At 71.3% G+C, this 24,314-nt stretch carries 18 protein-coding genes; 3 read left to right on the forward strand and 15 right to left on the reverse strand.

What is annotated here, in order from left to right:
- Window positions 1-9: 9 nt before the first annotated feature.
- From DEFCA_RS22110 to DEFCA_RS0106190, 4 genes are all read right to left on the reverse strand, one after another.
- Window positions 10-438, reverse strand: coding sequence for a hypothetical protein (locus DEFCA_RS22110; RefSeq protein ID WP_025322161.1), 429 nt, complete (start codon window positions 436-438; stop codon window positions 10-12).
- A 161-nt stretch (window positions 439-599) separates the two neighbouring features.
- On the reverse strand, window positions 600-2,396 hold the full coding sequence (locus DEFCA_RS0106180; protein WP_025322162.1) for a chloride channel protein: 1,797 nt from the start codon (window positions 2,394-2,396) through the stop codon (window positions 600-602).
- Window positions 2,393-2,911: a DNA-3-methyladenine glycosylase I gene (locus tag DEFCA_RS0106185; protein WP_025322163.1), complete on the reverse strand. Its 519-nt coding sequence runs from the start codon at window positions 2,909-2,911 to the stop codon at window positions 2,393-2,395. The genes DEFCA_RS0106180 and DEFCA_RS0106185 overlap by 4 nt, the downstream gene beginning before the upstream one ends.
- Window positions 2,908-3,843, reverse strand: a complete 936-nt coding sequence (locus DEFCA_RS0106190; protein ID WP_029733663.1) for a dihydroorotate dehydrogenase — start codon at window positions 3,841-3,843, stop codon at window positions 2,908-2,910. Before DEFCA_RS0106190 ends, DEFCA_RS0106185 begins: the two co-directional genes overlap by 4 nt.
- A gap of 184 nt (window positions 3,844-4,027) precedes the next feature.
- On the opposite strand from DEFCA_RS0106190, the gene DEFCA_RS0106195 reads away from it, so the two are divergent.
- Window positions 4,028-5,023: a zinc dependent phospholipase C family protein gene (locus DEFCA_RS0106195; RefSeq protein ID WP_025322165.1), complete on the forward strand. Its 996-nt coding sequence runs from the start codon at window positions 4,028-4,030 to the stop codon at window positions 5,021-5,023.
- Between the two features lie 12 nt (window positions 5,024-5,035).
- Here the strand turns inward: DEFCA_RS0106195 and deoC are convergent, their stop codons facing one another.
- Window positions 5,036-5,704, reverse strand: a complete 669-nt coding sequence (gene deoC, locus DEFCA_RS0106200) for a deoxyribose-phosphate aldolase (protein WP_025322166.1) — start codon at window positions 5,702-5,704, stop codon at window positions 5,036-5,038.
- Window positions 5,705-6,036: 332 nt separating this feature from the next.
- On the opposite strand from deoC, the gene lptF reads away from it, so the two are divergent.
- Complete coding sequence (gene lptF, locus DEFCA_RS0106205) at window positions 6,037-7,179, forward strand: LPS export ABC transporter permease LptF (RefSeq protein ID WP_025322167.1); 1,143 nt, start codon at window positions 6,037-6,039, stop codon at window positions 7,177-7,179.
- Complete coding sequence (lptG, locus tag DEFCA_RS0106210; RefSeq protein ID WP_025322168.1) at window positions 7,176-8,258, forward strand: LPS export ABC transporter permease LptG; 1,083 nt, start codon at window positions 7,176-7,178, stop codon at window positions 8,256-8,258. The genes lptF and lptG overlap by 4 nt, the downstream gene beginning before the upstream one ends.
- A 55-nt stretch (window positions 8,259-8,313) precedes the next feature.
- Here the strand turns inward: lptG and DEFCA_RS0106215 are convergent, their stop codons facing one another.
- The 10 genes from DEFCA_RS0106215 to DEFCA_RS20385 all read right to left on the reverse strand — a co-directional run bounded on the left by DEFCA_RS0106215 (window position 8,314) and on the right by DEFCA_RS20385 (window position 24,299).
- Window positions 8,314-8,784 (reverse strand): chemotaxis protein CheX, encoded by a 471-nt coding sequence (locus DEFCA_RS0106215; protein WP_025322169.1) that lies wholly within the window; start codon window positions 8,782-8,784, stop codon window positions 8,314-8,316.
- 1 nt (window position 8,785) lies between these two features.
- Window positions 8,786-9,169, reverse strand: coding sequence for a response regulator (locus DEFCA_RS0106220; RefSeq protein ID WP_025322170.1), 384 nt, complete (start codon window positions 9,167-9,169; stop codon window positions 8,786-8,788).
- 301 nt (window positions 9,170-9,470) lie between these two features.
- Window positions 9,471-12,524, reverse strand: a complete 3,054-nt coding sequence (locus DEFCA_RS20370; protein WP_025322171.1) for an ATP-binding protein — start codon at window positions 12,522-12,524, stop codon at window positions 9,471-9,473.
- Window positions 12,521-13,576: an ABC transporter substrate-binding protein gene (locus DEFCA_RS0106230; protein WP_025322172.1), complete on the reverse strand. Its 1,056-nt coding sequence runs from the start codon at window positions 13,574-13,576 to the stop codon at window positions 12,521-12,523. Before DEFCA_RS0106230 ends, DEFCA_RS20370 begins: the two co-directional genes overlap by 4 nt.
- Window positions 13,573-17,832: a PAS domain-containing protein gene (locus DEFCA_RS24045; protein ID WP_025322173.1), complete on the reverse strand. Its 4,260-nt coding sequence runs from the start codon at window positions 17,830-17,832 to the stop codon at window positions 13,573-13,575. Before DEFCA_RS24045 ends, DEFCA_RS0106230 begins: the two co-directional genes overlap by 4 nt.
- Before the next feature lie 25 nt (window positions 17,833-17,857).
- A complete protein-coding gene (locus DEFCA_RS0106240; RefSeq protein ID WP_245693543.1) occupies window positions 17,858-18,751 on the reverse strand; it encodes a CheR family methyltransferase in 894 nt (297 codons plus the stop codon).
- Window positions 18,733-19,848: a protein-glutamate methylesterase/protein-glutamine glutaminase gene (locus DEFCA_RS0106245; RefSeq protein WP_025322175.1), complete on the reverse strand. Its 1,116-nt coding sequence runs from the start codon at window positions 19,846-19,848 to the stop codon at window positions 18,733-18,735. Before DEFCA_RS0106245 ends, DEFCA_RS0106240 begins: the two co-directional genes overlap by 19 nt.
- The gene (locus DEFCA_RS0106250; RefSeq protein WP_025322176.1) at window positions 19,845-20,291 is read right to left on the reverse strand and encodes a chemotaxis protein CheW; all 447 of its coding nucleotides are present in this window, start codon (window positions 20,289-20,291) and stop codon (window positions 19,845-19,847) included. Before DEFCA_RS0106250 ends, DEFCA_RS0106245 begins: the two co-directional genes overlap by 4 nt.
- 25 nt (window positions 20,292-20,316) lie before the next feature.
- Window positions 20,317-22,011 (reverse strand): methyl-accepting chemotaxis protein, encoded by a 1,695-nt coding sequence (locus tag DEFCA_RS20380; RefSeq protein ID WP_025322177.1) that lies wholly within the window; start codon window positions 22,009-22,011, stop codon window positions 20,317-20,319.
- Window positions 22,012-22,139: 128 nt separating this feature from the next.
- Window positions 22,140-24,299, reverse strand: a complete 2,160-nt coding sequence (locus tag DEFCA_RS20385) for a methyl-accepting chemotaxis protein (protein WP_025322178.1) — start codon at window positions 24,297-24,299, stop codon at window positions 22,140-22,142.
- Window positions 24,300-24,314: the final 15 nt, after the last annotated feature.

Raw genomic sequence — 24,314 nt, forward strand, 5'->3', positions numbered from 1 at the left:
AAGGCCCGATCAATCCCCGCCGGAGAGGTTTGCCTGCCGCCACGCCGCGGCGAACCGGTCCAGCACCTCCCGGGCCAAGGGGGTCGGGTCGTCCGCCTCGCGGTCCGTGGCGACCTCCATCCAAGTGGACTGCTCCGCGCACAGCAAGGGATCGCGCTCCAGGCACATGGGCTGGATGAGCACCAGCCCGGCGGACCACCCGCCGTCCGCCGGCACCAGGTCCAGCCGAAGCCGCTCCCGGGCGGAGGGGTCCGGGCGGACGCCCAGGTCCCGTAGGGTGCGGAGCAGCTCCACCTCGGCCTCCACCGGATCCGGGGCCGCCTCCGCGGCCACCTCCACCGCCACGGCCGAGAGCCCGCCGAGCCCCCATGCCCGGGCCGGGCCCGCGCCGGCCGACACCACCCCCAGAACCACCCCCAGGATCCAAGCTCTGCGCACCGTCTGCCTCCTCATCCGGGTTGGCCGCAGGAGAACGTTCTTCCTACGGATCGGCAGATCGAGCCGCGGGCTTGATACTCCGAAACCGGCGGGCAAACAGGCGCGCTCCCTTCCTGCTCTGGGGGGCAAGGGGCCTGCCGGGGAGCCGGGCGCGGGTCCCCTCACACCTCCGCGTACAGGCCCTTTCGGTGCTCGAGCTCCCGGGTGTAGCGGGCCAGGACCGAGCGGCGGGACAGCATGTACAGGACCCGTCCGGGGTCGTCCGGGTCCACCACGGGGATCTCCTCGAGCCCCCGGCTGGAGAGCTTCCGGAGCACCTGGGAGAGGGGTTCGTCGGGCGTGGCCGTGACGACCCGGGGCACGGCGATGTCCCGGGCGATCACCAGATTGGGGGGCAGATCCTCGTTCAGGATGCGGCGGATGTCGTTGACCGAGAAGATGCCGGTCATCCGGCCCTGGCGGTCCACCACCGGGTAGTAAGCCGTGTCGGCCGCGGCGATGCACTCGAGGATCCGGGGCAGGGGCATGTCCTCGGCCACCAGGGTGGGGGGCCGGCCCTGCTCCCCCAGGTCGCGGACCCGGATCCCCTCCAGCACGTCCACCACCAGGTCGCCCAGGTGGGCCGGGGAGTCCACCCTTCCGGGCACCTGCTTCTCGTAGATGGTGGTCGCCCGGGCCGTGAGCATGGCCACCACCGACACCAGCATCAGCGGGGCCAGCAGGCCGTAGTCGCCCGTGAGCTCGCTGACCATGATCAGGGTGGCCACCGGTGTGTTCGACACCCCGGCGAAGAACCCGGCCATGCCCACCAGCACGTAGGCCCGGGGGTCCTGGACCAGGGCGGGAAACAGCGCGTCGGCCGTGGCGCCGAAGGCGCCGCCGAGCATGGCCCCGATCACCAGGCTCGGAGCGAACACCCCCCCGGACCCTCCGGACGAGATGGTGAGGCTCGTGGCCACCACCTTGGCCAGACACACCACCAGCATCACCCACAGGGCCATGTGCCCCCGCAGCGCCGCCTGGATCCACCCGTATCCCGAACCCAGCACCTGGGGAACCGCCAGGGCCAGGGCGCCCAGGGCCAGCCCGCCGATCACCGGCTTCCACATGGCCGGCACCGGCACCCGGTGGAACAGGTCCCGGGTGGCGTAGAACACCCGCACGTACACCATGCCCAGCAGGGCACAGGCCACGGCCAATCCGAGGAAGACCAGCAGCTCGGGGGGATAGGTGAACCGGAACCGGGGGGTCTGGAGAAGCGGCTCCCACCCGGTCACGGCCCCGAACAGCGAGTACGCCACGATCGACGAGATGATGGCCGGGATGAGCCCCTCGTGCTCGAACTCGGGGTTCTGGTACAGCACCTCCACGGCGAACAGGGCCCCGCCCAGGGGGGCCCGGAAGGTCGCCCCGATGCCGCCGGCCATGCCGGCCACCAGGAGTACCCGCCGGTCGGCCGGGGTGAGCCCCAGGCGGGTGGCCAGGAACGAGCCGAACCCCGCCCCGATCTGGGCGATGGGTCCTTCCCGGCCGGCCGAGCCGCCGGTGCCGATGGTGGCGGCCGAGGCCAGGGTCTTCACGATGGGCACCCGGGCCCGGATGAGCCCCCCCTTGTTGTGGAAGGCATCGATGGCGCCGTCGGTGCCGTGGCCCTCGGCCTCGGGCGCGAACGTGTAGACCAGCCACCCGGACACCAGCCCTCCCAACGCCGGGATGAACGCCAGGAACCACCGGAACGACATGGCCAGGGAGTCGACCCGGGGGCCGTGGGCCACCCCCTCCTCCGGGGGCACATACCCGGCGAGGTCCCGCAGGAAGAACGCGCCCGCGTAGTTGGTGGCGTAGTAGAACACGATGGCCCCGGCCCCGGCCACCACCCCTACCAGGGCACTCAGGGCCACCCACCGCCCCAGGGTGGGCAGGGTCAGACGCTTCGGAAGGGCCCGGAGGAGCCTCACGGCCGTCCCCCGGCCGCGTGGCAGTGGGGGTCGTGGGGAAGCGGAAGCCGGCCCGCGCTCTCCAGCAGGCTCCTCACCAGCACGGGGCCCAGGAACCGGAACCGCCTCCGGAACGCCCGGACCACCCCGGCCTCCCCCTCCGAGGCCATCAGCCGGTCCACCCACGCCCCGAACCCGGGCCCCTCGGCCACGGCCTGCCGGAAGGCCCGGGCGTTCGCCACCACCGCCTCCAGCTTCCTCCGATTGCGGATCATGCCGGGCGCGGCCAGGGCCTGCTCGATCCGGTCGGCGTCCCAACGGGCCAGGGCCTCGGGCTCGAACCCCTCCAGGGCCCGACGCAGGGCCTCTCTCCGGTGGAGGACCAGCCGCCAGGACAGCCCGGCCTGGAACACCTCGAGGCACAGGAGCTCGAACCACGCCCGGTCGTCCCCGGGGTCGCGGCCCCACTCCTCGTCGTGGAACCTCCGGGCCAGGGCGTCGTCGCCCACCCAGTCGCAGTAGGCAGCCGGCGTCACGGCCCCACCCGGAAGGTTCCGATGAACTCCCCCACCCCGGCGTACCCCCTCTCCCCCAGGTACCGTGCGATGCCGTCCGCGATCTCCACGGCGGCCCAGGGTCGCACGAAGTTCACCGTGCCCACCTGAACGGCCCGGCAGCCCAGGCACAAAAACTCCAGGGCGTCCCGGGCGTCCCAGATGCCCCCCATGCCGATCACGGGCGCGTCCACTGCCTGAAGCACCTCCCACGCCAGGCGCAGGGCCACCGGCTTGATGGCCGGGCCCGAGAGCCCGCCCGTGACGTTGGCCAGGGCCGGCCGCCGGCTCTCCAGGTCCACGGCCATGGCCGGGATCGTGTTGATCAGGCTCAGGATGTCGGCGCCGGCCGCCACGGCGGCCTCGGCCAGGGGGCGGACGTCCGCCACGTTGGGGCTCAGCTTCACGATCAGGGGCAGGTCCGTGGCCCGGCGCACACCCTCCACCACCCGGCCCAGCAGGCCCGGGTCGGTGCCGAACGCGATCCCGCCGGCCTTCACGTTGGGGCACGATACGTTCACCTCGAGGGCCGCGATCCCCTCCACCCGGTCCAGCTCGGATGCGCAGGCCTCATACTCCTCCACGGTGTTGCCGAAAAAATTAACGATGACCGGGGTCCCCAGGTCCCGCAGGAACGGCATCTTCTCCCGGGCGAAGGCGGCGACCCCCACGTTTTGCAGGCCGATGGCGTTGATCATGCCGGCCCGGGTCTCCACGATGCGGGGGGGAGGGTTGCCGTCGCGGGGTTGCAGGCTCAGGCCTTTGACCACGATGGCGCCGATGCGCCGGAGGTCCGCGAACGGCGCGAACTCCTCGCCGTACCCGAACGTGCCCGACGCCGTGATCACGGGATTCCGGAGCTCCAGGGGCCCCACTCGGACGGACAGATCGACGCGGGAAGGGATGGCAGGCATGGCAGACCGTTTGCACACGAGGACAGGGGAGGGACGGCGGATTCTAGACAGGGCGGTCCCCGGGGGTCAAGGAGCCCACGGCGTCTTTGACCGTGCCGGATCGGGCCACTATACTTCGGGCGGCCGAACGCCACGACCCGACGACTCCCCGGCCCGGCACCGCGCCGGGGCACGGACACACCCCATGACGAAAGCGACCCGGATCCTGGCCGCTGCCGCGGCCGTGGTCCTGTTGATCCCTGCCGCGGCCCTGGCCTGGGGCCCGGCCACCCACCTCGAGATCGGAACGAGGGTCCTCGAGAACCTGCCCCTCCTGCCGGCCGCCCTGCAGGCGCTGCTGCGGGTGCACCCCCTGGACTTCCTGTACGGGTCCATCGCGGCGGACATCGTGGTGGCCAAGCGGCTCACCCACTACCTGCGTCACTGCCACCGTTGGACCGTGGGGTTGGAGGTGCTGTCCCGCGCCAGACGCCCCAGCCAGGAGGCGTTCGCCTGGGGCTACCTGGCCCACCTGGCCGCGGACGTGGTGGCCCACAACTACTTCGTACCGTTCAAGACGATCCTGAGCTTCCCCACCCGGGCCATGAACCACGCCTACTGGGAGGTGCGGTTCGACACCCACGCCCCCCGGGAGGTGTGGCAGATCCCCTACCGGATCAGCCGGGAGATGCACCAGGACAACGACGAGCTCCTGAAGTCGGTGTTGAGCCGGACGCTCCTGTCGTTTCAGACCAACAAGGTCATTTTCAACAGCGTGGTCCTGATGGGCCGGTTCCGGGGGTGGCACGAGATCATCCGCCAGTCCATGGGCCAGTCGCGGGTGGTCCTGGATCCGGAGCGGGTGGCCCGGTACAAGGACCTGTCCCTGAACGCGGTCCTGGCCTATCTGATCGACCGGGAGGAGGCGTGGTGCTTCCGGGCCGATCCCACCGGCCACCAGAGCCTGAAGGCCGCGGGCCTGATCCGGGCCCACCTGCGGCGGCTGTACCGCCGCGGGCGGCTCTCCCGTCAGGCCTTCCGCGACGTGCTCGAGCGGTATCGGCCGCACCTGGAGGCGAGCATCTATGCCGAGCCGTCGGCCGCGGACCTGGTGGAGACGGCTCTTGCGTACGTGGAGGCGGCAGGGGACGCGGCCGAACCGGCCGGCCGGCACACCGCCCTGCCCGCAGCAGGACCGTAAAGGGAGGGGGAATCAGGGGGCCGACTCCATGGCCTGCCGGAAAATGGCTCCGGCGGACGAGGTGCCGAGCCGGTCCGCCCCCGCAGCCAGGAGCTCCCGCGCCTGCTCCAGGGTGCGGATCCCGCCGGAGGCCTTCACCCCGCAGCGGCCTCCGGCCACCTGCCGCAGCACGCGCACGTCCCCGACGGTGGCTCCGCGGGGGCCGAACCCGCTGGAGGTCTTCAGGAAGTCCGCCCCGGCGCCCAGGGCCAGGGCGGCCGCCTCCCGGAGCTTCGGGGGCGTGAGATGTCCGGTCTCCAGGATCACCTTGAGGGTCCGGTCGCCCGCGGCCTTGCGGAGATCCTTCAGCTCGGCGACCACCGCCCGGTAACGCCCCTCGAGGAACCAGCCCAGGTTCCACACGGCGTCCACCTCGTGGGCGCCCGCGGCCACGGCCTCGTCCACCTCGGCCGCCTTGCACCGGGGGGTCTGGGTCCCCAGCGGAAACCCCACCACCGTGACGACCCGGACCCCGGTCCCCGCCAACCACCCCAGGGCCTCCCCCACTCGGCACGGGCTCACGCACACGCCGTGGAGGCCGAGCTCCGCCGCCTCGCGGCACAGGGCCTCCACCTCGGCGGCACCGGCCACCGGGGACAGCAGGGTGGACTCCAGGGCTCGGCGAAGGCGGTCCGGCTCCATGGGAACTCCGGCAAGGGGTAGGCGGATCACGGGTCCAAGAACGGTATCACCCCACCCCGCCGGACTCAACCACGGCCCGGCCCGTCTGGCGCCGGCCGGGCCAAATCCGGTAGCCTGGGGCGGGGCACGATCCCGACGGAAGCCTCCGCCGGCCCTTGCGGGGCCGTCTAGAGACTAGAAACTAGACCATGCCCCCCGAGGCCGTTAGCTGACGCCAAAGAGGCGTGGGTAGCTTGGAACGATATGAAATCAGATAGGTTTTCAAGCGTCCTAGCTTCCCAGCCTCCTAGCGTCCTAGCGGAAGTTACTGGGAAGGAGCTTGCCGCGAACCCATGAAGGTCCTGGATCGATACCTCCTGCGATCGGCGCTCCCCGCCCTGGGGGTGAGCCTGGTGGTGCTCGCCTTCGTGCTGGTCATGCACCGGATGTTCCTCCTGTCGGACCTGGTCGTGGCCCGGGGGGTGCCGTTGTCCACGGTGGGTCGGCTCATGGCCCTGGCCCTGCCCGCCCTCCTTCCGATCCTCCTGCCCGTGAGCCTGCTGGTGGCCGTGCTCCTGACCACGGGGCGCCTGAGCCTGGACCACGAGGCCGTGGCCATGCGCGCCTCGGGGGTGAGCCTGGCCCAGAACCTGCGCCCCCTGATCTGGCTGAGCGCCGGGGTCACGGCGGTGGCCGCGGCGGTGAGCCTGTGGGGCCAACCCGCCGCGGCCCGGGCCTTCCGCCAGGAGCTCTACGACGCGGTCAAGAACCGGGTGGGGCTCACGGCCGAGGCCGGCACCTTCACCGAGGTGGCGCCCGGCATCACCCTGTTCGCCGGCGACACCCGAGACGGGGGCAAGGAGCTGGCCGACCTGTTCCTGGTGGTGGACCGCGGGGGGAAGGGCCCCCTGTGGGTCACGGCCCAGCGGGGCCGGCTCTGGACCGAGGGGCGGCGCCTGTTCCTGGACCTGGAACGGGGGGAGGTTCACGAGTACGAGGGGCCCGGCACCCCGTACCGGAGGATCGGCTTCCGGCGGTACCGGGTCACCCTGCCGATCCCCGGCGTCTCCCCCGATCTGGACGTGGAGGAGCTCCCCACGGCCCGGCTCTGGGCGGCCGCGACCAACGGCGACCGGGCCGCCCGGCTGGAGATGCACCGCCGGCTCGCCCTTCCGGCCGGATGTCTCGTCCTGGGGGTGCTGGGGGCGTGTCTCGGGTTCCACCACTCCCGGTTCGGCCAGGGCCGGGGCTACGTGCTGGGGCTGGGGGTGCTGCTCCTGTACTACGGGCTCCTCACGGTGTCCCGGGCCCTGGGGAAGGCCTCCTCCGTGCCCCCGGAGGCGGCGGTCTGGGCGCCCCAGGTCCTTCTGTGGGGGCTTGCGGCGTTCGCCTTCGCCCGCAAGAACCAGGAGCGACCGCTCCCGCTGGAGGAGGGGCTGGGCGCGGCGTGGGACGGCGTGGTCCGCCGGCTCCGGGCCCGGGAGGGCCGGCCGTGACCGTGGTGAGCCGGTACCTGGCCCGGCGGTTCTGGGGCCTGTGGTGGCCGGTGGCGGGCGGGTTCCTGGGGCTCTTCCTCGTGGTGGAGGCGTTCGAGAAGCTCCGCCTGATCCTCAAGTACTCCCCCCGGGCCGCCGACATGGCCCTGTTCTTCGCGGCCCGGGTTCCCTGGATGCTGACCCAGATCCTCCCCATGAGCGGGCTCCTGGCCGCCGCCTTTGCCGTGGCCGGGCTCGTCCGCCGGGGGGAGCTGGCCGCCCTCCGGGCCGGGGGCCTCTCGTTGGCCCGGTTGAGCGTCCCGTTCGTGGCCTCGGGGCTCCTGCTCGCGGTCGGTCACGCGGGGCTCCAGGAGCTCGTGGCCCCGCGGGGGTTCGCCCTGGCCCGGCAGGTCAAGAACGTACGGATCAAGGGCCGATCCGAGGCCTCGCTCGTGCGCACCACCGACCTGTGGCTGCGGGTACCGGGGGGCTTCGTCCACGTGGATCGCCTGGACCCGAGGACCATGACGCTGACCGGCGTTCAGATCGCCCGGGTCCAGGGGGGACGCATGCGCGAGCGGGTGAGCGCCCGAACGGGTCGATGGGACGGCAGGGGGTGGGTGCTCGAGTCCGTGGAGGCGCGGCGGTTCCGCCCCGACGGCACGTTCGAGACCGAGCGACTGGAGCGAAGCCGGCGGGACCTGGGCCTCACCCCCCGGGACCTCACCGTGGAGAAGGTGCCCATGGACGCGATCACCTGGCGGGAGCTTCGGCGCCGCATCGAGCGGAACCGGCGCCGCGGGTTCGACACCCTGGACCTGGAGGTGGGCTTGTGGGCCAAGACTGCCCTCCCTGCCGCCACGGCCCTTCTGCCTCTGCTGGCCTTCTCCCTGGGGGTGGGTGGGCCCCCCCGAGGCACGGGGGTCCGGGGGGTGCTGACGGCCCTGGCGGCGGCCGTGGCGTTCGGCCTGGCCCAGGCGGTGAGCCTCTCGCTGGGCCGGACCGGCGCCGTGCCCCCGCCCCTGGCCGCCTGGGCCCCGCCCGTGGCCTTCGCGCTGCTCGCCTGGTGGACCCTGCGCCGGGCCGAAACGTCCTCCTGACTCTTCACGCACGGGGCCGTGTTCAGACGGATCTTTGCTCGGATGCGGGCCGCCACTACCGTGCGTCGAACTTCAGGGCCGCCTGGACCCAGAAAGGGGTGCCCATCGCGTGAAACGGAATCACCAGAACCGGCTGATCGCTCTGATACAAGATCTGGTGACGGGGCCCCACGGCCAGGGTTGGTACGCTCAACTGAAACGAGATCCCCATCTTCGCGTACTCGCGCTTCACCCCTCCGGTCACGATGTTGGCCAGCTCCCCCACCGCGTCGGGGATGCCGGGATCGTCGTCCAGCACGGTCTCCCCCACCAGGGCCTCGCACAGTCTCCGGGCCAGGGACAAGGGGAACGACAACGCCACGGCCCCCTTCACGTCCCCGGTGATCCCGATCAGGCCGCTTACGTCGGCTCGCGCCACGAACTGACGTTCCAGGTCGGGGCGCCCCCGCACCACCTCGAGCCCCGCCATCGTCCGCAAAGCCTCCACCGTGGCCGAGATGAACGGGTTGATGAGTCGGACATCCACCCTACTCCTCCCTGATCTCTTCTCCCAGCAGCCGATTCACGCTCTCCAGAAGCTGTGCCCGCCGGAACGGCTTTCGCAACGTCTCCACCCGACCCAGGGCCTGGGCGGTGCTCAGAAAGTTCAGATTCCCGCTCTTGCCGCCCCCCGAGATCGCGAGCACCGGCGCCGACGGGTCGATCTTCCGGATCTCCATGATCAACGACAGCCCCCCCCGGCCCGGCATGAGGATGTCGGTCACCGTCAGGTCCGGCCGCATCTCCCGGAACCGTTCGACCCCCTCGTTGCCGTCGGCCGCCTCCACCACCTCGTGCCCGGCCCGTCGCAGGACCTGGCTCAGCATCCCCCGGACCTCCACCTCGTCGTCCACCACGAGTATCCTCGCCATGGTTCCTCTTCCCGGTAACTTCGGGCCTTCGGCCCGCTAGGCGGCTAGGCAGCTAGGCGGCCAGGCGGCTCTCGAACCGCGCCAAAGCCCGGGAGGCATGGGGGCTGCTGGAGAGCCGCGTGCGGCCATACCAGCTGTCAGAATTCAGAGGACGGTAGACAGGGGGAAGTCTCCCATCTCACTTTCTGTAGAGCTTCGCGCATCGTGGGAGGCGCCCTACGCTTCTGTCCTCTGTCCTCCGGACCCTGGCTCCTGAACGGCAGGCCCCATGCCCCCGGCAACGCCCCGGACCTCACACGCCTCACGACGGGGTTCGCCCGATCACCCGGTGCACGGTTCGTTCCAGTTCTGCCACGGTCACCGGTTTCGTCAACCGAGCGTCCGCGGAACCCCGTCGGTCTCCGTCGTCCACGGTCCCTGAGATCAGAATCACGGCCACGCTCGGGTGGTCGCGCTTCACCCGCTGGGCCAGGGCCGCCCCGCTCATCCCGGGCATCAGATCGTCCGTGACCACCACGTCGAACGCCCCTTGCCGGAGCCTCTTCAGCGCCTCCTCACCCGATTCCGCCACCTCCACCTGGTGCCCCCGCAGCCTCAAGGTTTCCACGAGGGCCTTTCCCACCTCGGGGTCGTCGTCCACCACCAGCACGCGCAGCGCCGGGGCGTCCGTTTCCGGCGTTCCACCGGGCTCCGACTCGGCCCGGCCGGCCCGGCGTGGCAGGGTGATGCAAAAGCGGGTGCCGGACCCGGCGGAAGACGTGACGATCACCTCCCCGCCGTGGCGTTCCACGATCGCCCGCACCATGGCGAGGCCCAGGCCCGTGCCCTCGCCGGGCGCCTTGGTGGTGAAGAAGGGGTCGAAGATCCGGGCCCGGAGGTCCGGCGGAATCCCCGGCCCGTCGTCCTGTACCCAGATCTTCACCCAACCGTCCGCGCACTCCACCCCCACCTCCACCGTGCCCGCCTGTCCCACGGCCTGCACGGCGTTCACCACCAGGTTCATGAGGGCCTGGTTCAGCTCGGAGGCGTCCCCTTCCACCATGGCGTGGCTCGGGGCCCCCGCCTCCCGCAGCACCACCCCCGGCGGCGCGCCCGACCGGGCCAGCCCCACGACCTCGCGCACCACCATGCCGACGTCCACCGGGCCCTCGTGCCTGGGTTGCCTCCCGCTGAAGGTCAGGATCCGGCGCACCAGATCCCGGGCCCGCATCACGGCCCTCTCCATCCGGGCCACCACCCGATCGAGCCGTTCGTCCCCCCTGGTGCGCGCCCTCAGGATCTCCAGGTTCCCCAGGAACGCCATCAGAAGGTTGTTGAAGTCGTGGGCCACCCCCCCCGCCAGCACCCCCAGGGCCTCCATTTTCTGGGCCTGGGCCAGCTGGGTCTCCATCTCGACCTGTTCGGTCACGTCCCGCCGGACCACCACCCGGCACCGCTCCCCGGGCCGGACCTCCACCTCCCCCACGGTCACGTCGTGCACCGCGGCCGTGCCGTCGGCCCGCTCCACCTCCACCCGGCCTTGCCATACCTTGCCCCCGGCCAGGGCCGCGTCCACCTCGGCCGGGTCCGGACCGGCCCCGGCAGGGACATCCCAGTACGGGGCTCCCAGGGCCTCCGCCCTGGGCACGCCGCACAGCCGCTCGTAGGCGGGGTTCAGGTAGATCAAATTCCCCACGGGGGTCGCGAGGGCCAGCCCGTCGTGGGACTGCTCCACCGCGGCGGACAGCATGGCCCGCTCCCGTTCCCCGCAGACCCGCTCCGTGATGTCGCGGTAGGTGAGCAGGAACCCGCCGTCCGGCAACCGCGCCGCGAACGCCTCCACCTCCCGGCCGTCCCGGCGGGGGGTGTGGATCGGCACCACCGGCCCGGGCCGCGAGAGGTCCTCGATCCGCCGTCGGACCAGCGCGTCCGCCGTGAGGGGATCGTACAGCCCTTTCCGGGCCACCTCCCGGATCAGGTCCCCCACGGTGGGCCGACGCTCCAGAAACGAGGGGGGCAGCCCCCAGAGCTCCACGAAAGGCCTGTTGTAATACCGCACCCTTCGGTCGGAATCGAGGATGAGAACCGCCTCGTCCAGGTGATCCAGCACCCATCCCAGGAACGCCTCCCGCCGCCGCACCTCCTGCTCGGCCCGCACCCGGTCGGACACATCCCGCCCCTGTAGGAGCACCACTTCCCTGCCCCCGAACCGGGTGATCCGGCTCCGCACGTCCAGATGGCGCGGCGGGTCCCCATGAACCCGGACCGTAAGGGGGGAGGGATCCCCCTGTTTCGCCCGCTCCAGCAGGGTGGCCACGGCCGAGGGCGGCAGGTACGAACGCAGGTCCCGTCCGGCGGGGATCTCTCCGAGGAGCCGGCGAGTCTCCCGGTTCAAGGCCACGATCCGGCCGGCGCGGTCCGCGAGCACCATGGGGTCGACCGCCAGCTCGAACACCTCCCGGAACCGCGCCTGTTCCCGGTTCTGGTCCACGGCGGCCACCATGGCCCGCAGGGCCCTGCGCACCCCCACCAGCTCGGCGTAGGGAGCGTCCTCGGCCACGGTGCCCAGGGTGGGGTCCTCGGCCACGGCCGCGGCCTCGCTCGCCAACGCCGCCAACGGGCCGGCCACCCGCTCGGAGACCACCGAAGCGGCGACCCAGGCCAGCCCGAGGGCGACTGCCAGGCCGGCCGCCACAACCAGGGCGAGGCGACGACGGTTCTGGGTCAGGGCGCCCGGGTCGGTGGCCCGGACCACGGCCGGCATGCCGGGCACGGGCCTGGGATCCCCCGGCCTCCCGCACACCCACACCACCCGGCCGCCTTTGCGCACCCCCAGCCCGGGGCCGTCGCGGCCGCCCACCTCGTTGCAGAGGGTCGTGTCCCTCGTGAGGTCGTACACCCCCCAGGCTTCGCCCAGAACCCGATCGCCCCTGCGGATCGGCTGCTGGAACACCCACCGGGGCGGCGATGCCGTGCCGGCCAAGGCCTGCTCCGGAGCCCACGGCAGGTCCTGTCCCGCCAGCACCCGGCCCTCGGCCGTTCTCACCCCGAACACGGCCCCCCCGGACGGCGGGGCTTCCCGCCGCAGCACCTCCCTCAGCCGGGCCTCCGGCCCGATCAGGAGCCCCACCCGCACCCCGTTGTCCTCGGCCAGGCGCCGAACCTGGTCCCTCACCGAACTCAATCGCGCTCGGAGCACGGCCTGGGTCCGGGCCAACTCGGCCTGCTCGCGCTCCTCGAACTCGGCCCGTAACGCCCCCACCAGCGGGAAGTACACGGCCAGCCCCAACGCGAGCGCGGCCAGGGCCGCCATCCCCAGAAACCACCGGACCAGCACCCGCCGCACCGGCGGTCTGCGATCCCCGCCCAGGATCATGGTTTCCGGGCCTCCTCCCACCCGATCACCTCGTCCGCGGCCAAGAGCACGTCCTCCGGGATCCGGATGCCCAGCTCCCGGGCCCGAGCCAGGTTGAACACCAGCCGGACCCGCTCGGCCTCCTCCAGGGGAATCTCGGCGGCCGGCGTGCCCCGCAAGATCCTCGCAACCATCCGGCCCGCCTGGGCGCCCATGGCCGCGAAGTCCACCGAGACCCCCCCGAACAGGCCGGCCCGAAGGAACCCCACGTTGATCGGGATGCTGGGATGGCGGGACTCCCGGGCGGTCCAGGGGAGGATCTCGGCCGCGGTGCGGGTCTTCCCGTCCGCACCGGACAGGCGAAGCGCCGCCGGGTACAGCACCAACCGCTCGGCCGACCGGTTCAGGCGCCTCACCAGCTCCTGGTACGCCTCCCAGGTCTCCACCACGTGCAGCTCCAAGGGCACGGGCAGGACCTCGTCCTCCAGCTCCTGCAGGACCTGGGCCCGAATCGCCTCCCCCGTGGGCGACCGGTCCCCCAGGAACACCACCCGAGCCGTGTCCGGCACCAGCCGGCAGTGGGCCCGCACCGCATCCACGAAATGGAGCTTCTCGTACACCCCCGTCACGTTGGCCCCGGGCCGGGAGCGGGTGGCGAAGAACCGCATGGTGCGGTTCAGGCGGTCCAGGGGGGTGTTGACCCCGGAGAACACCACCGGCAGCTCGGTGCCCACGAGCGCCGCCCCAACGGTGCGGAAGGCGTTGTCGTCCAGGGTCACCACCACGTCGGGTCGGAACGCCCGCAGGGCTGCCAGGGCCTCCCTGCCCCGCCGGGCCACCGCCTCCGGCGCGGTGTAGCGCCGCTTGGTCTCCATGTAGAACACCCCCACCTCCAGGTTCCGACCGGGCACGAACCCCTCGTCCTCCAGGGCCTGCACGAGCCCGTCGTGCTGGGGCTGGCCGCACACGTGGCCGGCGCCGTAGCTGTGCACCACGAACACCCGGGCCGCCACCACCGGCCCCGCTCCCCACAGGGCCAGGAGCCCCGCAGCGACCCACCGCCTCCACCTCATCCCTCGCCTCCTGTCTCCGCTGTTGCGGGTCGTTCCCCCTGCCGGGGGCCGAGCACCGCCGCCAGAGCCCGAGCCAGCTCGCCCGCGGTAAAGGGTTTGAGCATCACCTGGACGCCTCCGAGCCGCTCGGCCGCCCTGCGGGTCTCCTCCCGCTCGAACCCCGTGCAGACCACGGCCGCCAGTCCGGGTCGGATCTGCCGGACCCGCTCCAGGAACTCGGTGCCGTCCATCCCAGGCATGGCCTGGTCCGTGACCACGGCGTCGAAGCCGGCGGGGTCGGCCTCGATCGCCTCGATCGCGTCTGCCGGGTGGCCGAACACCTCGGGCCGGTACCCTTTGGACGTCAGCACCTCGGCCAGGATCTCGGCCACGGATGGATCGTCGTCCACCACCAGGATCCGCTCCCCGTTGCCGCAGGGCCCGGGGGTCCCGTCGGGGGCACCCGCGGCCTGCCGCGGCACGAACACGTGGAACGTGGTGCCCTGTCCGGGCTTGCTGTGCACCTCCACCGCCCCGCCCCACGACGCCACGATGCCGTGGACCATGGCCAGGCCGAGGCCGGTGCCCTGGCCCACCCCCTTGGTGGTGAAGAATGGGTCGAAGATTCGGGGCAGCACCTCGGGGGAGATGCCGCACCCGTTGTCCGACACGGTGATCCGCAGGTACGCGCCGGGCACCAGGCCCGGCCTCCCCCGGGCCAGCGCCTCGTCCACCTCGGCATCCCGCACCGACACCTCCACCCGGCCCCCCTTGTCTCCGAGGGCCTGCGCAGCATTGGTGACCAGGTTCACCACCACCTGCTGGACCTGCACCGGGTCCACCACCGCACGGTCGTCCCCCACCGCCCACCGGCACACCAGCTCCACGTCGGGCCCCAGACCAGAACGAAGCAGGTCCAGGGCCTCGTCCAGCACCCAGCACAACCGGACGGGGCGGGGGTCGCCCTCTGCCTCGCGGCCGAAGGCCAACATCCGGGCCACCAGGGCCGCGGCCCGGTCCACCGCCGCCAGGACCCGCTTCAGGTTCTGACGGGCCTGGGGGGAGCGCACGTCGTCCATGGCGAGCTCCAGGTACCCCGTGACCGCCGTCAGGATGTTGTTGAAGTCGTGGGCGATGCCGCTGGCCAGCGTGCCCAGGGACTCCAGCTTCTGGGCCTGGCGGACCTGCCGCTCCAGCAGTACCTCCTGGGTCACGTCCCGGGCCACCACCACGGCGCCGCCGCCCCCGCCGCGCAACGGCGTGACCGACAGGTCCAGCTCCCGGGATCCGGCCCCGTCGGCGGCGGCCAGGGATCGCCGGAACCGTCGCGGCGACTCCTCCGGTGCGGGCACCTCTCCAATCAGCTCGGTCACCCGGGTGCCGTTTCCGATGATCCTGCGGAACGCGGGGTTCGCGTGCCGGATCCGCCCCTGCCCGTCCACCACGGCGATCCCCTCGGCCGCCTGCTCCACGGCCGCGTCCAGCCGGGCACGGCCCGCCTCGGCCTCCTTGAGATCGGTGAGATCCTGCAGGGTCTCCAGCACCGCCCGGATCCGTCCCCGGCCGTCGCGGATCGGCACCGCGTCGAACACGATGAACCGGCGACGGCCGTTGACGCGGTCGAACCAGCCCTCGGCCCGCAGCCCGTCCGGGCTCAGGGGGGACGGGCCCCAGTTCTCGTAGTACCGGCCGGCCTCGCTGCTCCGCCCCCTCAGAACGAGGTCGGCCAGGGTGGGGCGGGGATGGGCGTAGAACGCGACCCAGGCGTCCCGGGTGCCCACCATGCGCGAGGCGGGAACCCCGGTCAGCAGCTCGGCGGCCCGGTTCCACACCCGGATGCTGCCGTCCGCGTCCAGCACGAACGCGCCCACGGCCAGCGACGCCACCAGGCTCTCGGCGAACTCCTTCTCGGCCCGCAGGCGGTCGCCGGAGGTGCGCTCCACGGTCACGTCCCGCAGGATCCCCATCCGGCGGGACCCGTCGCCTCCGGCCAACCGGGCCAGGGTCACCCGGTAGTGCCGGCCGTCCCGGGGGCTGCGCCACTCGCCGGTCCACGGCTCCGGCCCGGGGTCCCGGCACCACGAGCACGGGGCGGTCAGGCCGTGGACCGCGGCGTAACAGGGCTCACCCCGGGGGTCCCGGCCGCAACGAGCCACCATCGCAGGGTTCGCGTACTCCACCACCCCTTCGGCACCCCGGATGTACACCGGGTCGGGCAGCGCCTCGAGCATGCCCCGGAACCGCTCCTCCTGCTCCCGCAGCTCCGCGAGCACCCGCTCCCGATCGGTCACGTCCCGGTAGGACACCAGGACCCCCCCGTCGGGCAGGCCCACGGCCACCGCCTCCACGATCCGACCGTCCCGCCGCGGGGCGAGGTACTCCACCCGCTTGCCCTGCCGGGCCTCCTCCATCTGGCGCATGCGCTGCCGGACGAGCTCCTCCACCTCGTCCGGAGGATAGATCCCCTCGTTGCACACCCACCGGACCATCTCCTCCAGGGTGGGCCCCGGCCACAACACGTCCTCCGGCACCCCCCAGAGCTCCCGGACCCGTTGGTTGTAGTACCGGATCCGGTGGTCCGGACCGAGGAGCACGAGGCCGTTGTCCGAGTGCTCGAGCACGGTCTCCAGGATCCGGGCCGTGTCCCGGGACTGCCTCGCCTGCTCCGCCACCGCGGTCACGTCCCGCAGGGCCAAGAGGAGCGCCCGGTGTCCACGGAACCCGATGTCGGCGCGGGACACCTGGAGCCAGACCGGCCCGGCCGGGATCTCCAGGCAGACCACGCCCCCTTCCTCCGGACCGGACAGCAGGTCCCACAGCCGCTCCCCGGCCCGGCCGTCCAGCAACTCCGCCACCGACGCGTTCTCAAGGCTCTCCGGGGCGCGGCCGAACAGCATGCTGGCGCGACGGTTGGCCCACAGGACCCTCCGCTCCATCGGGTCCACCACCATCACGGGGTCGGGCGCTGCGTCCAGGACCTTCTTCAGCCGCCCTTCGAACCGCGCCCGCTCGTGCCGGCGAACCCGCCGGCGCTCCCAAAACGCGAATCCCGCAGCGGCCGAGGCCACCGCGGCCAGGGTCAGGGCCATCCCCAGGCCCCGGGCCCGGGCTCGCGGGGCCGTCCAAGGGGGAACCCGCACCCCCACGTCTTCCAGCCCCTCCACCGGGTGCCAGACCCCCTTTCCCGGTCCGACCCGGTAGCCGCCCGGTGGAAGAGGTCGGCACGCCACCACCCGCCCGATCTCCGCGCCGAACACGTCCCGAACCGGAGCGGCGGCGCACACCGTGTCCCCCGCCACCCACGCACCCCCGGCCGCGGGCGCTCGCCCCGGCAGGCTCGGCCCCACCAACCGCCGGCCGGCCGCGTCGAACAGGGTCCAGGGCCCCTCCGGGGGCAGCCCCGGGTCCCCGCCCCTCCCCAGGGCGGCCCGCACCCCCGCCCTCTGGGCTGCGCTCTCGGCCTCGGCCTGCACCGCCCTCGCCTGGGCGGCGACGGCCGAGGCCCAGGCCCGGGCGAGCCGCTCGGCCTGCGCCTCGGCCCGGGCGCTCTCCCAGCGCCCCAACCCCTCGGTCCCGATCCACCCCAACCCCATCAGCGCCACCAGCGCCACCGCAGCCGCCCGGGACGCGGCCGGCCGGCCCTCGGCCCGGGCCAGGGCGTGGCCCCGCGCCCACACCCCGGCGGCCATCAGCCCGGCGAAAACGCCCCGTACTCCCCACACCGGCACCCCGCACCACGCCCCGAACGCCTCTTCGTTCCAAACCGCGGCGGGGATCCAGGGCGCCCCGGGTCCCACGAGCCCCGAGGCCAGGGCGAAGCCGGCCAGCCCCACCGCCAGCAGCCCCAACCCCTGGGGGCGGTCGGCCCGGGCCCAGGTGCGCGCCGTGGACCAGGCGGCCGCCGCGCCCACGGGCAGCGCCAGGGTGTAGGTCCACACCGCCTCCGAACCGGCTCCGCGCCCCCCGACCGCTCCCGCGAGAAGGCCGGCTCCCACGAGCGCGGCCCACCCCCCCCACCGGCCCGGGGCAGCATACACGGCCAGGGCCACCCACGAGGCCACCCACAGGCCCAGGGACAGAGCTCCCCACCCCCCGTGCGCGGGAATCAGCTCCACCCATTCGTGCAGCCCGTGGAGCACCCCGAACGCCGCGAGCCACTCCCAACGCACGCCGGTCCGGTCCCTCCCGTGCACCACCGTGCATCCCAAGGCGGCCAGCCCCAAGAGAAGACCGTAGAGGAACCGGAGATAGTCGGCCTGCGTCACGAGCCAGCTCATGAAGGCGTCGCCTCCGGTGCAGGGGTTACGGGTCGGTCCTCACGTAATAGACATGTCGCAGGTGTCTTCGGGCCGTGAAGCGCTGGGTCACCCCGGTGAGGAACTCCGACGCCCCGATCAGGAGCGCTCCCCAAGGCTCCAAGGAGTCGGCCAACCGTTCGTAGAGGTTTTTGCGGTCTTCCGGCTTGAAGTAGATGGCCACGTTGCGGCACAGGACGATGTCGAACCGGCCCAGGAACCCGAACGGCTCCAGCAGGTTGAGCTTCTTGAACTGGCACATGGCCCGGATCTCGTCCGAGATCTTCCAGGTGGAGTGCCCCACCTTTTGGAAGTACCGGTCGCGGATGCCGGGGGGCAGACCGCGCTCCACCTCGAAGGCGCTGTACTTTCCGGCGCTCGCCCGACCCACCGCCGCGCTGGAGATGTCGGTTCCCAGGATCTTCACGGACACCCCCGGTGCGTGCTGGAGCACCTCGTGGCACACGATGGCCACGCTGTACACCTCCTGCCCGAACGAGCACGCGGCGCTCCAGATCCGGATGGTGGGTCTCAGCCCCCCCACCGCGCCGGAGGTCTTACGGTCGATCAGATCGGGCAGCAGCTTGTAGCGCAGCAGGTCGAACGGACCGGTGTCCCGGAAGAACAGGGTCTCGTTCGTGGTCATGGCGTCCACGAACCGGTGAACCAGGCTCTTGCTCCGGTCCTGCTTGAGGCGGTACAGGAACTCGCTGTAGGACGCGCATCCGAGCTCCTCGAGCATGTGCCCCAGGCGGGTCTCGACCAGGTATGCCTTGCCCGGGTCCAGGTGGATCCCGGACACCTCGTACAGGTACTGGGCCAGAACCTGGAACTCGGAAGGGGTCAGGCGGGGCTTCGCCGCCTTTGCGGCCTCGGCCCCCATCACGCCCTCTCTCCGCACGCCCAACGGGCCTCCCCGGGCTCAGCCGCCGCCACGATGGCGTCGGCCAGCCGGTCCAGGGGCACCACCCGGTCCACCACCCCGGCCTCCACGGCGCACCCCGGCATGCCCCACACCACCGAGGTCGCCTCGTCCTGGACGAGGGTTCGGCAACCGTTTCGCTTCATGTGCTCCAGCCCCTCGGTTCCGTCCCGGCCCATGCCGGTCATCACCACGCCCACGGCCCGCCCGGCAAAGTGGTGGGCCACCGACCGGAACAGGTAGTCCACGCTGGGCCGCACGGCGTGCTCGGGCGGATCCCGGGTCAGCCGGACGATCCGGCTCAGGCCGTCCACCCCGGCCACCACCTTCATGTGCAGGCCGCCCGGCGCGATCAGGATCCGCCCGGGTTCCAAGGCCTCGCCGTCCCGGGCCTCCCTCACCTCGAGGGGGCACTTCCGGTCCAGGCTCTCGGCCAGCGAGGCCGTGAACATCGGGGGCATGTGTTGGACCACCAGGACCGGCGCCCGAAACCCTTTGGGGATCCCGGGCAAGAGCCGGGCCAGGGCGTTCGGGCCGCCGGTGGACACCCCGATGGCCACCACGTCGGCTCCCTCCCAACGGGCGGGGGCCCGCACCGGCGCCACCCGGGGCGGCACCCGTTTCGCCGGCCGGCGGACGGCCCGCGCCCGCAGGGCCCGACGGGCCCGGAACGCCTCGATCCGGCGCTTCAGCTCCTGGACGAGCACCGCCCGGTTGACCTTGGCCGAGGCCTCCTGGGGCTTGGGAACGAAGTCGAAGGCCCCCAGCTCCAGGGCCTGCATGGTTAAGGCGCCGCCCCTCTGGGTCAGGGTGCTCACCATGATCGCCGCCGTGTCCGGGCAGGTCTCGGGCAGCCGCCGCAGCACCTCGAGCCCGTCCATGACCGGCATCTCCAGGTCCAGGGTCATGAGATCGGGCCGCAGGTTCTGGGCCTTGGCCAGGGCGATCTTTCCGTTGGCCGCGGTGCCCACCACCTCGACCCCCGGGATCGACTCCAGGGCCTCGGTCACCAGCTTGCGGTAGACGATGGTGTCGTCCACCACGAGGACCCGGATCGGCGGCTGGGTCGGGATCACGTCTCCTCTCCCAGCACGGCGTCCACGTCCAGGATGCCCACCAGGGCACCGTCGGTGCGCAACACGCCCTGGAACGCCGTGCCCCGGATGCCCCCCAGGTTGGCCGGGGCGGGCGCCACCGTCTCGAGGTCCACGTCCACCACGTCCGCAATCCGGTCGACCAGCAGCCCCACCGGCTCCCCCTGGGACTGGACGATCACGTTGCGGGTCTCGTCCGTGAACCGGGTGCTCCCGAGCCCCAGCTTGGCCGCCAGGTCCACCACGGTGACCACCCGCCCCCGCAGGTTCATCACCCCGAGAACGTAGGGGGGCGACAACGGCACGGGTGTGGCATCCACCTGCCGGTTGATCTCCTGCACGCAGCGGATGTCCACGCCGCACAGGGCCTCACCGATCCAGAAGGTGCACACCTGATCCGGTGCTTTCTTTTCCTGTTCCGCCATCGAACTGGCCTCCTTGAGCAGAGCGTCACACCTTGAACCGGGCCATCAGCGCCTGGAGATCGCCGGCCAGGCGGCTCAGGTCCTCGGCCGCGGCCTGGACCTGGCTGGTGGAGTTCGACATTTCGCTGGCCGCCTGGTTCACGTCGGCGATCTCCCGGGCGACGTCCCGGCTCACCTCGGCGGTCTGCGCCACGTTCGTGTTCACCTCTTCCACGCCCTGGGCCGCCTGGGTCACGTTGTCCGCGATCTCCCGGGCCGTGGACGACTGCTCCTCCACCGCGGCCGCGATCGTCGTCACGATCTCGTTCACCTCCTCGATCACCCGGGTGATCTCCCCGATCTCGGTCACCGTGGCCGACGTGGACCCCTGGATCCCCTCGACCCGCTCCCGGATCTCGCCGGTGGCCTCCGCGGTCTGCCGGGCCAGCTCCTTGATCTCGTTGGCCACCACCGCGAACCCCTTTCCGGCCTCGCCCGCCCGGGCCGCCTCGATCGTGGCGTTCAGGGCCAGCAGCTTGGTCTGCTCGCTGATCTCGTTGATCGTCTCGGTGACCTTGCCGATCAGCTGGGCCGCCTTGCCCAGCTCCCCGACCCGCTCGGAAGCGCTCCGGGCCACGGTGACCGCCTGAGCGGTGACGGTGCTCGCCTTCTCCGTGTTCTGGGCGATCTCGCGGATCGTGGAGGTCATCTGCTCCACCGCAGTGGAGATCACCCCCAGGTTGGTGGTGGCCTGCTCCATGGCCGCCGCCACGTTGGCCATGTTCGAGCTCATCTCCTCGGCCGCGGCCGCCACCGTGTTGGACCGGCCGAACATCTCGTCCGCCCCCTGGGACATCTGGGCCGCCAGCTCGCTCATCCCCTGGGACGAACGGCCCAGCACCTCGGCGCTCTCCTTCACCTCACGGATCATCTGCTGCATGCTCTCCATGAACCGGTTCACCGATCCGGCCATGGTGTTCAGCTCGTCCTTACCGTTCACCGCGAGGCGTTTGGTGAGGTCCCCTTCACCGGTGGCGATGTCGTCCAACACGGCCCCCATGCGTCGAATGGGGCTTGCCAGCCACCTGGCCATCCAGGCGCCCGTGCCCAGGGCCGCCACCATGGCGAGCACCGCGAGGAGCAGCGACGTACGCCTCGTCTTCTCCGAGACCGAGATCGCCTCCTCCGAGTGCTCCTTCAGCTTTCGCTCCGCAAAGGCCGCCAGCCGATCCAGCTCCTGCCCGAGCCGGTGCGTGGCATCCTTGTAGCGGGCCATCAGACGGTTCGCCTCCTGAGGGGAGATCTCCCCCTTCATGGCTTCGGCGGCCACGCTCTTGGCGCCCTTCGCATAGGCCGACAGGTTGTCCCTCAGCGTCGCGATGAGCTGTCGCTGTTCCCCTGTGAAACCGAGCGCCGGGTGAGCGGCGTGCTCCTCCAACTCCCCGAGCAGCCGGCTCAGCAAGTCCAGGTTCGCCTCGAACTTTTTCAGGTATTTCTCCTGTTTCTCACGGGTTCCGATGTTCAACAACAGATCCTTCTCGTAGCGCCGCAGCATGAGGTTGCTCCGCGCCGCTTTGCCCGCATCGATGGCGAACTCGGCCACCAACGCGCCCTCCACCGAGTCATTCTTTGCCGTTGTCATGCCGGACAGGCACACGAAGAGGGGGACAGCCAGCAAGACGATGACCAGACCGAAGGTCAGAAGGAACTTCCCCGCAACCGGGATGTCTCTCCATTTCATCGCGAACCTCACCTTTCCGTCCGGTCCCCGGCCAGGGCGCCGAACGACCGTGGGAGCGCGGTAGGAGCCGCGGCCGGGCCGTTCCGGTGCCCTGGCCGCAGCCCCCGCCGAATCAGAACCCAGTGGCATCACACTTTGAACCTGGCCATGCGTTCCTGCAGATCGTCGGCCCCCCGGCTCAGGTCCTCGGCCGCGGCCTGGACCTGACTGGTGGAGTTCGACATCTCGCTGGCCGCCTGGCTCACGTCGGCGATCTCCCGGGCGATGTCCCGGCTCACCTCGGCGGTCTGCGCCACGTTCGTGTTCACCTCTTCCACGCCCTGGGCCGCCTGGGTCACGTTGTCCGCGATCTCCCGGGCCGTGGACGACTGCTCCTCCACCGCGGCCGCGATCGTCGTCACGATCTCGTTCACCTCCTCGATCACCCGGGTGATCTCCCCGATCTCGGTCACCGTGGCCGACGTGGACCCCTGGATCCCCTCGACCCGCTCCCGGATCTCGCCGGTGGCCTCCGCGGTCTGCCGGGCCAGCTCCTTGATCTCGTTGGCCACCACCGCGAACCCCTTTCCGGCCTCGCCCGCCCGGGCCGCCTCGATCGTGGCGTTCAGGGCCAGCAGCTTGGTCTGCTCGCTGATCTCGTTGATCGTCTCGGTGACCTTGCCGATCAGCCGCGCCGCCTCCCCCAGCTCCCCGACCCGCTCGGAAGCGCTCCGGGACACCGTGACCGCCTGAGCGGTGACGGTGCTCGCCTTCTCCGTGTTCTGGGCGATCTCGCGGATCGTGGAGGTCATCTGCTCCACCGCGGTGGAGATCACCCCCAGGTTGGTGGTGGCCTGCTCCATGGCCGCCGCCACGTTGGCCATGTTCGAGCTCATCTCCTCGGCCGCGGCCGCCACCGTGTTGGACCGGCCGAACATCTCGTCCGCCCCCTGGGACATGTGGCTCGCAAGCTCGGTGAGGCCCTTTGACGACCGGCCCACCTCCTCGGCGTTCTCCTTCACCTCGCGGATCATCTCCTGCATTTTGCCCACGAAGGTGTTGAACCACCGGGACATCTCCCCGAGTTCATCCTGGCTCTGTATCTCGATGCGCTTCGTGAGATCCCCTTCGCCCTCGGCCACGTCCTTGAGCATGGCCGTGGTGTTCCGGATGGGCTGCGAGAACCTCCGGGCCAGCACGAAGGTCAGCACGCCCGCGATCAGGGTCACCAAGGCGATGGCCCCCACCTGGGTCCAGATCGACCTATGGACCCGGTCCTCGATCCGCCGGCCGACCGCGGCCACCTCTGCCTCCACGTCGTCCACGTACACGCCGGTGCCGATGACCCATCCCCAGGGCTTGAACAACTTCACGTACGACAGTTTCTGAACCGGCTCGTCACTCCCCGGCTTGGGCCAGTAGTAGGGAACATACCCTTCCCCGTTCTCGCGGCACACCCGGACGAACTCCCGGAAAATGTACGTTCCCTTTTTGTCCTGGAGACCGGACAGATCCTTTCCGTTCAACGACGGCTTGATGGGGTGCATCAGCACCACCGAGTTCATGTCGTTGACCCAGAAGTAGTCGCTGCCGTCCTTGCCGTAGCGCATGTCCGCGATGACGCGAAGAACGTCCTGCTGGATCTCTTCCTCGGCCGCCTCCAGGTACACGCCGGTGCCGATGATCCAGCCCCAGGGTTTGAACAGCTTCACGTACGAGAGCTTGGGCACCGGCTGGTCGCTGCCCGGCTTGGGCCACATGTAGTCCACGAACCCGGCGCCTTCGGGAGAGGACTGGCACGCCTTCACGAACTCCACGAACAGCTTCTTGCCGTTCACGTCCTGCAGGTCCGAGAGGTTCTTGCCGTCGAGCTGGGGCTTGATCGGGTGCATGATCATCATGTAGTTGACGTCGTTGATCCAAAAGTACCCCGACTTCCCGTACCGAAGCCCCTTGACCACCTCCTTGGCCTTCTCCTTCTTCTGGGTCTCGTCCAGGTTCGGGTCGTTGTACACGGACTCGATGGCCGTGTAGGCCGTATCCACAAGCTCCTGGAGCCGGTCCCGGTACAGCTCGGCGATCTTCTTCGGGTCCCTGGCGTCCTGGTAGGCCTGGCGGACCACCGCCTCCACCCCCCGAACCAGGTCCTTGAGCTTCTCCTTCTTCGCCTCCATCATTCGCGCCCGGACCTCCCGGATCTCGGTCTGGCCGCTCTCCCGGAGGGCCATGGAGCTGGTGATCGCCGTGATGGCCCCCAACGCCACCACCCCCGCGACCGCCAGCACCGTCATTTTTCCTGCGATGTTCATGTCGATTCTCCTGGT

Origin of the sequence: Deferrisoma camini S3R1 (genome assembly GCF_000526155.1) — a bacterium.
Lineage (GTDB): Bacteria > Desulfobacterota > Deferrisomatia > Deferrisomatales > Deferrisomataceae > Deferrisoma > Deferrisoma camini.